At 72.7% G+C, this 6,235-nt stretch carries 4 protein-coding genes and 1 pseudogene; 1 reads left to right on the top strand and 4 read right to left on the bottom strand.

Annotated elements, in window-relative coordinates:
* The 3 genes and pseudogenes from ACWC94_RS22790 to ACWC94_RS22780 all read right to left on the bottom strand — a co-directional run.
* Positions 1-1,060, bottom strand: a pseudogene (locus ACWC94_RS22790) (hydrolase); the annotation flags it as partial.
* A gap of 591 nt (positions 1,061-1,651) precedes the next feature.
* Positions 1,652-2,029: a toxin Doc gene (locus ACWC94_RS22785; protein WP_351241009.1), complete on the bottom strand. Its 378-nt coding sequence runs from the start codon at positions 2,027-2,029 to the stop codon at positions 1,652-1,654.
* 3 nt (positions 2,030-2,032) lie between these two features.
* Entirely contained in the window at positions 2,033-2,272 is a 240-nt protein-coding gene (locus ACWC94_RS22780) for a hypothetical protein (protein WP_450798725.1), read from the bottom strand.
* A 176-nt stretch (positions 2,273-2,448) separates the two neighbouring features.
* On the opposite strand from ACWC94_RS22780, the gene ACWC94_RS22775 reads away from it, so the two are divergent.
* Positions 2,449-2,958, top strand: a complete 510-nt coding sequence (locus ACWC94_RS22775) for a methylated-DNA--[protein]-cysteine S-methyltransferase (protein ID WP_450798724.1) — start codon at positions 2,449-2,451, stop codon at positions 2,956-2,958.
* A gap of 101 nt (positions 2,959-3,059) precedes the next feature.
* Here the strand turns inward: ACWC94_RS22775 and ACWC94_RS22770 are convergent, their stop codons facing one another.
* Positions 3,060-6,173, bottom strand: a complete 3,114-nt coding sequence (locus tag ACWC94_RS22770; RefSeq protein ID WP_450798723.1) for a glycoside hydrolase family 2 TIM barrel-domain containing protein — start codon at positions 6,171-6,173, stop codon at positions 3,060-3,062.
* Positions 6,174-6,235 lie beyond the last annotated feature (62 nt).

Here is a 6,235-nt window from a genome sequence, read left to right as displayed (position 1 = left end):
TGGTACCACAGCCGCGGTCTGATCCGCCGCGCCGTACTGCAGAGCGGCCCGCCGGAGGCATCCGAGCGCGGCGCGGCGCCGGGTCGGGGTCCCGGGGCTCACCGTCGCCGCGCCGCCGGGCGCCGGGCAGGGCGATACGGGCGAACAGGCCGGGCTTGCCGCCGCCGCGCCGGCGGCCGCCGGAGCGCCGGGAGCCACCACGGCCGCGGGCGGGTCCGGGGCGGCGGCCGGGGCGGGATTCGAGGTAGCGGCGGGCACCCCAGCCGAGCACGGCCTCGGCGAGCAGCACGCCCAGGGCGGCGTCGGCGTGGCCCAGTTGCTCGGCGGCGTGCCGGCAGTAGGGGCAGGCGGACAGGTGTTCCTGGACGTCGGGCAGCAGGGCGCCGGCGCCGCCACGGCGGATCGGAACGTCGAGCAGCCGGTTGTAGTAGCGGCATTCCTTGCCGGGCGCGAGTTCCCGGTGGGCGCGCACCAGGCCCTCCCGGAACTTCTCGCGGGCCTGCTCGAGTGCGACCGCCGCGCTCTCGATGTCCAGACCGAGCAGCCCCGCCGGAACGGTCATCGGCTCGGCCTCGACCTCGATGTGCCACAACAGCGCCTGCTCCAGCAGGGAAAGGGCGTGAAAGGAGCGGTCCGACAGGGCCCGGTTCTCCGGTATCAGGGTCTTCGCGGCGCGCATCCCCCGGCCCCCGGCGGGTTTTGCGAGTCCGGGCAGTACGGCGGTGATCCGGTCGGTGCCGGACCAGTTGACGACCGTGTCCCGGACCATCACCAGCAGCCGGGGCCGCAACGCCTCGGCTCCTTCGCCGAGCGCGAGCCGGCCGAGGACCTGGTGGAAGGCTGTGGCGGTGACCATGTGGGCGAGCGGCCCGGACAGCGCGAGGCAGACGACGGCGTAGTCGTGGGCCGGCTGCCAGTGCCGGGCCATCAGCAGGGCGGCGGACCGGGAACCCTCCGCGTCGGAGCCGGCCCGCAGCGGTCCGGCGAGCAACTCGTCGGACTCCCCGGGGTCGTCGCCTGGCGGCGGATAGGGCGGACGAGGGGGGTGGGGGGTGAGCACTGAGCGTGTTCCTTATGGTGCGTGCTGCGTCGATGCGTATGTCTGCGGCGCGCGCGGAGGGGGCGGGGCCGGAGCCCGGCCGGTGAAGTTCCGCATCTGCCGGAGGAACCCCGGACTTTACCCCCCGCACGGGCGTTTCAACCCTTGCACAACTTCCACATGAGCAACAGGGCACCCACACAACATCGAAAGTTTTGAAAGAAAGTCAGACAGCGGGCCCGCTGACCCCACTGGCGCGTCGGCTTTCGACCGGCCGTGCGCCCCGTGTGAAGCGCGCGCACGCACCGGCCGGCCACGCACGCTTCCGGGGCGGGCGGGCCGGTAGTGGACTGGGGTCGGCCCTCTGGGAAAGGCCCGCGCGGGCCGGGGGTCCCCGGCTCGGGCGACACCGACAGCCGAGGGAGGCTCTCCCGCGCGAAACCGGCCGCCGGCCCCGTTCCTCCCGCCCTCGGCCGGCGGCCCCCCTGACCCTGCCCCGGCCGACGGCCCCGGCGGCTTCCCCCGCCGGCCGGGGCGGGCGGGTGGGCCCGCCACCGGACTCCCGCCGTTCGCCCGGAGGGCAGGAGCCTCGGGACAGGCGGTGCGGCTTCCTCAGATCTGCCAGGAGCGCAGCCGGTCGGCCGCGCCGTACACGTCCGCCTTGCCGGACATCAGATCGCGGGCGAGGTCGACGAGGGCGCCGTAGGGCGGGTCGATGCCGACGCCGCTGACGAACATGTAGGCCACGGCGGTCGCGCAGGCGAAGCGGGCGTTGGCCGCGGGCAGGGGCTTGAGCACGGCGAGGGTGTGCAGCAGGGCGGCGGCCCGCCAGGCGGGGTCGGAGTCCACGCCGAGCCGGGGCGGATCCACGCGGTGCCGGGCGACGGCGGCGACCAGTGCGGAGAAGTCGTCGACCGCGGGCTGGTCGGGCAGGACCTCCTCGTGGCGCTGGAGCAGCCAGGGGACGTCGATATGGATGACGGAAGGCATGCGTCAGGCGGCCTCGTGCTTCGCGGCGGGTTCGTCGTCGGGGAAGGCCGCCGCGAACTCCTCGGCGTGCGTGGCGAAGAACCGCCGGAAGGCCTCGGCGCCCTCCTGCAGGGCCCGGTGTCGCGCTATGTCGGCGGCCGCGGCCTCGCGCACGAGGGCCTTCATCGACGTACCGCGCTCCTTGGCGATCTGCCTCAGGTCCTCGAGTTCCCGTTCGCTGAACTCCACGTTGAGAGCTGGCATGCCCCTCACGGTACCGCGCGGGTACTTACCCGTAAATATCGCCAGGTCAGGCGGCATTTGCCGTGGTACCCGCGGGGTGCGAGAGCCATGTCCGGTTCCCGCCGGTCCCCGGGCGTTCGGCGCAGCAGACTCGGCAGCACGGAAAGAGACCGCAGCGGGACACCAGGAGCACTCCGATGAGCACACGCACCGTCCACACCGTCCACCCGAGCCCGTTGGGCGACCTGCTGCTGACCGGCTCGGTGTCGGCGTCCGGCCTGACGCTCGGCTCGCTCGGGGTGCCGGGGCGGCACGGCGCACCCGCCGTCCGCGCGGAGGACCGTGACGATCGTCCGTTCGCCGAGGCGCACCGGCAGTTGGAGGCCTACTTCGCGGGCCGTCGGACCCGGTTCGAGCTGCCGCTCGCCGTCACCGGCACCCCGTTCCAGCGGGCGGTGTGGCAGGCCCTCGACGACATCCCCCACGGCACGACGACCACCTACGGCGCGCTCGCCGCCCGGCTGGGCCTGCCGCGCGCCGAACTCCGCGCGGTGGGGCGGGCCCTCGGCGCCAACCCCGTGCTGCTCGTCCGCCCCTGCCACCGGGTGATCGGTGCCGACGGCTCGATGCGCGGGTACGCGGGCGGAGTCGAGCGCAAGCGGTGGCTGCTCACACACGAGGGCGCGCTGCAGCCGGTCCTGGGGTGAGGGAGCCGGGCCCGCGACCGCGCCCAGGGGGTTTCGTTTGGATCGGCCCGGGTCCGCGACTCCCGGCACGGCCTGGGCCGACCCGCTCCACACGAAACCCCCTAGACGTCGAGCCGGCTGATGCGTATCGCCCCCTGGGCCTCGCCCGGGTGGGCGCTGGTGAGTGTCAGCCGCAGGCGGGAGCCCCGCACCGGGTCGAAAGTGATCACGGTCGGGGTGTCGGAGGCGGTGGCCCAGTCCACCCTGGCGCCCGTCACCGGCACATGGGTACGGCCGTCCCAGACCGCGACCTCTGCGGTGGCGGGCAGCGTGTGGGTGGCGTCCACGGTGAACGAGGCCTCCACCCGGTCGAAGATCCGGCCGCGTCCGAAGTCGACCGACACCCAGTCCTCGGCGCGGGCCCCGTCGAACGCGGGCAGCAGCGCGGTGGCCGACTTGGCGAAGGCGTTGGACCAGCCGGTGGCCGGGTCGCCGTCCAGCATCGCGGCGGGCAGCGTGTCCGGGCGGCCGGAGTAACTGGCGTCGGCGTACGGGTGGTTCAGCGGAGCGGGGTGGTCGGCCTTGAGGTCCGGTGCGGCGGTGCGGGCGGCCGAGCGGGCCGGGGTCGTGCGCACCCGGACCGTGCCCGTGCGCAGGCCGTCCGCCCGGGCGGTGACGGTCAGCGGGCCCGGCTTCGTACCGGAGCGGACGATGGCGAGGGCCTTGCCGTGGAACGCGGTGCGGGTGCTGGCCTGGTAGCGTTCGGCGCTCTCCTCGCGGCCGTTGTCGACCCCGGCCAGGGAGCCTCCGCCGACGTCGAAGGTGATGAGGTGTTCGGCGCCGGGCACCACCACCCCGTGCGCGTCGACGACCTCGGCGGTGACGAAGAGCAGCGAACGGCCGTCGGCGGCGAGGGACGTGCGGTCGGCGGTGAGCCGCAGGGCGTGCGCCGGGCCGGCCGTGCGCAGTACGTCGGTGGCGACCACTTCGCCGTCCCGCCGGGCCACGGCCTTCAGCTCGCCCGGCTGGAACGGCACCTTCCAGGTCAGATGCAGCTTGCCCGCGCTGCCGTTGGGACTCGTGTAGCTGCCCGGGTAGGGGCCGTCGGTGAAGGTCTTGTCGTCGCCGGTGGCCTCGGTGGTCTCCAGGTAGGTGCGGCCGTCCGTGGTCCTCTTGACGTCGAACTCCCGGACGCCGAGGGACTTCCCGTTGAGGAACAGCTCGACCGACGGCACGTTGGCGTACGCCCAGACCTCGACCGTGGCCCCCTCTGCGAGGTCCTCGTGGTTCCAGCTCATCGGCAGCAGGTGGACCATCGGTTCGGCCGTCCACTGGCTCTTGAACAGGTGGTACATGTCCTTCGGGAAGCCGGCCGTGTCGACGGCGCCGAAGAAGGACGCCTTGACCGGGAAGACGTCGTACGGGGTGGGCTCGCCCAGGTAGTCGATACCCGACCACAGGAACTGTCCCGCGAACCACTTCCGGTCCCGGTCCTTCTTGTGCCCGTACTCGCCGCTCATGGTCCAGGAGGCGAGGTTGTTGTCGTACGAGGAGACCTCCCGCCTGCCCGGCGTGTGGTTCTCGCCGGTGTTCAGGTGTTCCGGCTCCTGGTACGCGCCCCTGGTGGAGGTTTCCGAGGAGGACTCAGACTCGAAGAGGAACAGGTGGGGGTACCTGGCGTGCAGGGCGTCGACGGATGTGGCCGTGTTGTAGTTCAGGCCCAGGCCGTCGAGCTTGGCGAGCATGCGGTCGGCCGGGGAGCCGGGGGCGGGTACACCGTGGTACTTGTCGGAGCCGATGACCACCGGGCGGGTGTCGTCGGCGGCCTTGATCGCGCCGATGATCCGGTCGGCCATGGCGAGCCCGGCCGTGGAGGTGGAGTCGGGTATCTCGTTGCCTATGGACCACAGGACGACGGCCGGTGAGTTCCGGGCGGCCCGCACCATCTCGGTGGCGTCCTTCTCGCACCACTCGTCGAAGAAACGTCCGTAGTCGTACGTCGTCTTGCCGGTCCGCCAGCAGTCGAAGGCCTCGACCATCATCACGATGCCCAGTTCCTCGCAGACCTGGATCATCTGCGGCGAGGGCGGGTTGTGGGAGGTGCGCAAGGCGTTGACGCCCATCGACTTCATGATCCGCATCTGTCTGCGGACCGCGTCGATGCTGATCGCGGCGCCGAGCGCGCCCTGGTCGTGATGGAGGTCTACGCCCTTGATCTTCGTGGAGGTGCCGTTGAGGGAGAAGCCCTCGTCGGGGTCGAACCGGTAGGTGCGGATCCCGAACGGCGTGCTGTACGTGTCGGTGGTGCGGCCCGCGACGCGCAGTTCGGTGTGCAGGGTGTAGCGGTGCCCGGGTGTCGCGAAGTCCCACAGAAGGGGGGTGTCGACGGTCAGTTCATGGGTCTCGGCGGCCTGGTCGGAGACCGCGACCGTGGTGGACGCACGGGCGGCCGTGCTGCCGTCGGGGGCGGTGATCCGGGACAGGACCTGTACGTCCGTGCCGGTGCCGGACTCGTTCCGCACCGTCGTCGCCACCCTGACCAGGGCGCGGCCGGCGGTGACCTCGGGAGTCGTGACGCAGGTGCCCCAGCGGGCCACGTGCACCGGTTCGGTGATCACGAGCCGGGCCTCGCGGTAGATGCCGCTGCCGGAGTACCAGCGGCTGCTCGGCAGTCGGTTGCGCACCTGGACCGCGAGCACGTTCGGGGTGCGGCCGTCGGTGTGCACGAGGTCGGTGAGGTCGAGGGCGAAGCCGGTGTAGCCGTAGGGGTGGTGGCCCGCCAGGGTGCCGTTGCAGGAGACGTACGCGTCCATGTAGACGCCGTCGAACTCGACCGATATCCGCCGGCCGGCACAGGCCGGCGGCAGGGTGAAGGAGAGCCGGCACCAGCCGAGGCCGCCCGGGAGGAATCCGGTGCCGCTGGTGGTGCCGTGGTCGGTGGTGGGGGTCTGCTCGATGGACCAGTCGTGCGGGACGGCGACCTCGCGCCAGGCCGAGTCGTCGAAGTCCGGCTCGGCGGCTCGCGCGTAGGCGCCGGTCGGGTCGGTGATGCCGCCCGGGTCGACCAGGGCGAAGCGCCAGCCGTCCCGCAGGGGGACGGTGTGGCGTCCGACGCCGCCGGCGGACGCCTCGGCGGCGTCGGCGGCCACAGCCGCAGCCGCCGGGATGCTCAGCAGCGCTCCGGCCGCGGGTGTCGCGGTGGCGGCGACCAGAACCGATCGGCGAGTGACCGTCATGGCGGCTCCCCCTCATCAGGGCCCAGAAGTACTCACAACTCATCGCGAACAAACAGATTCTG

It is taken from the genome of Streptomyces sp. NPDC001135 (assembly GCF_053598395.1).
This window is presented reverse-complemented; position numbering and strand designations above follow the sequence as displayed.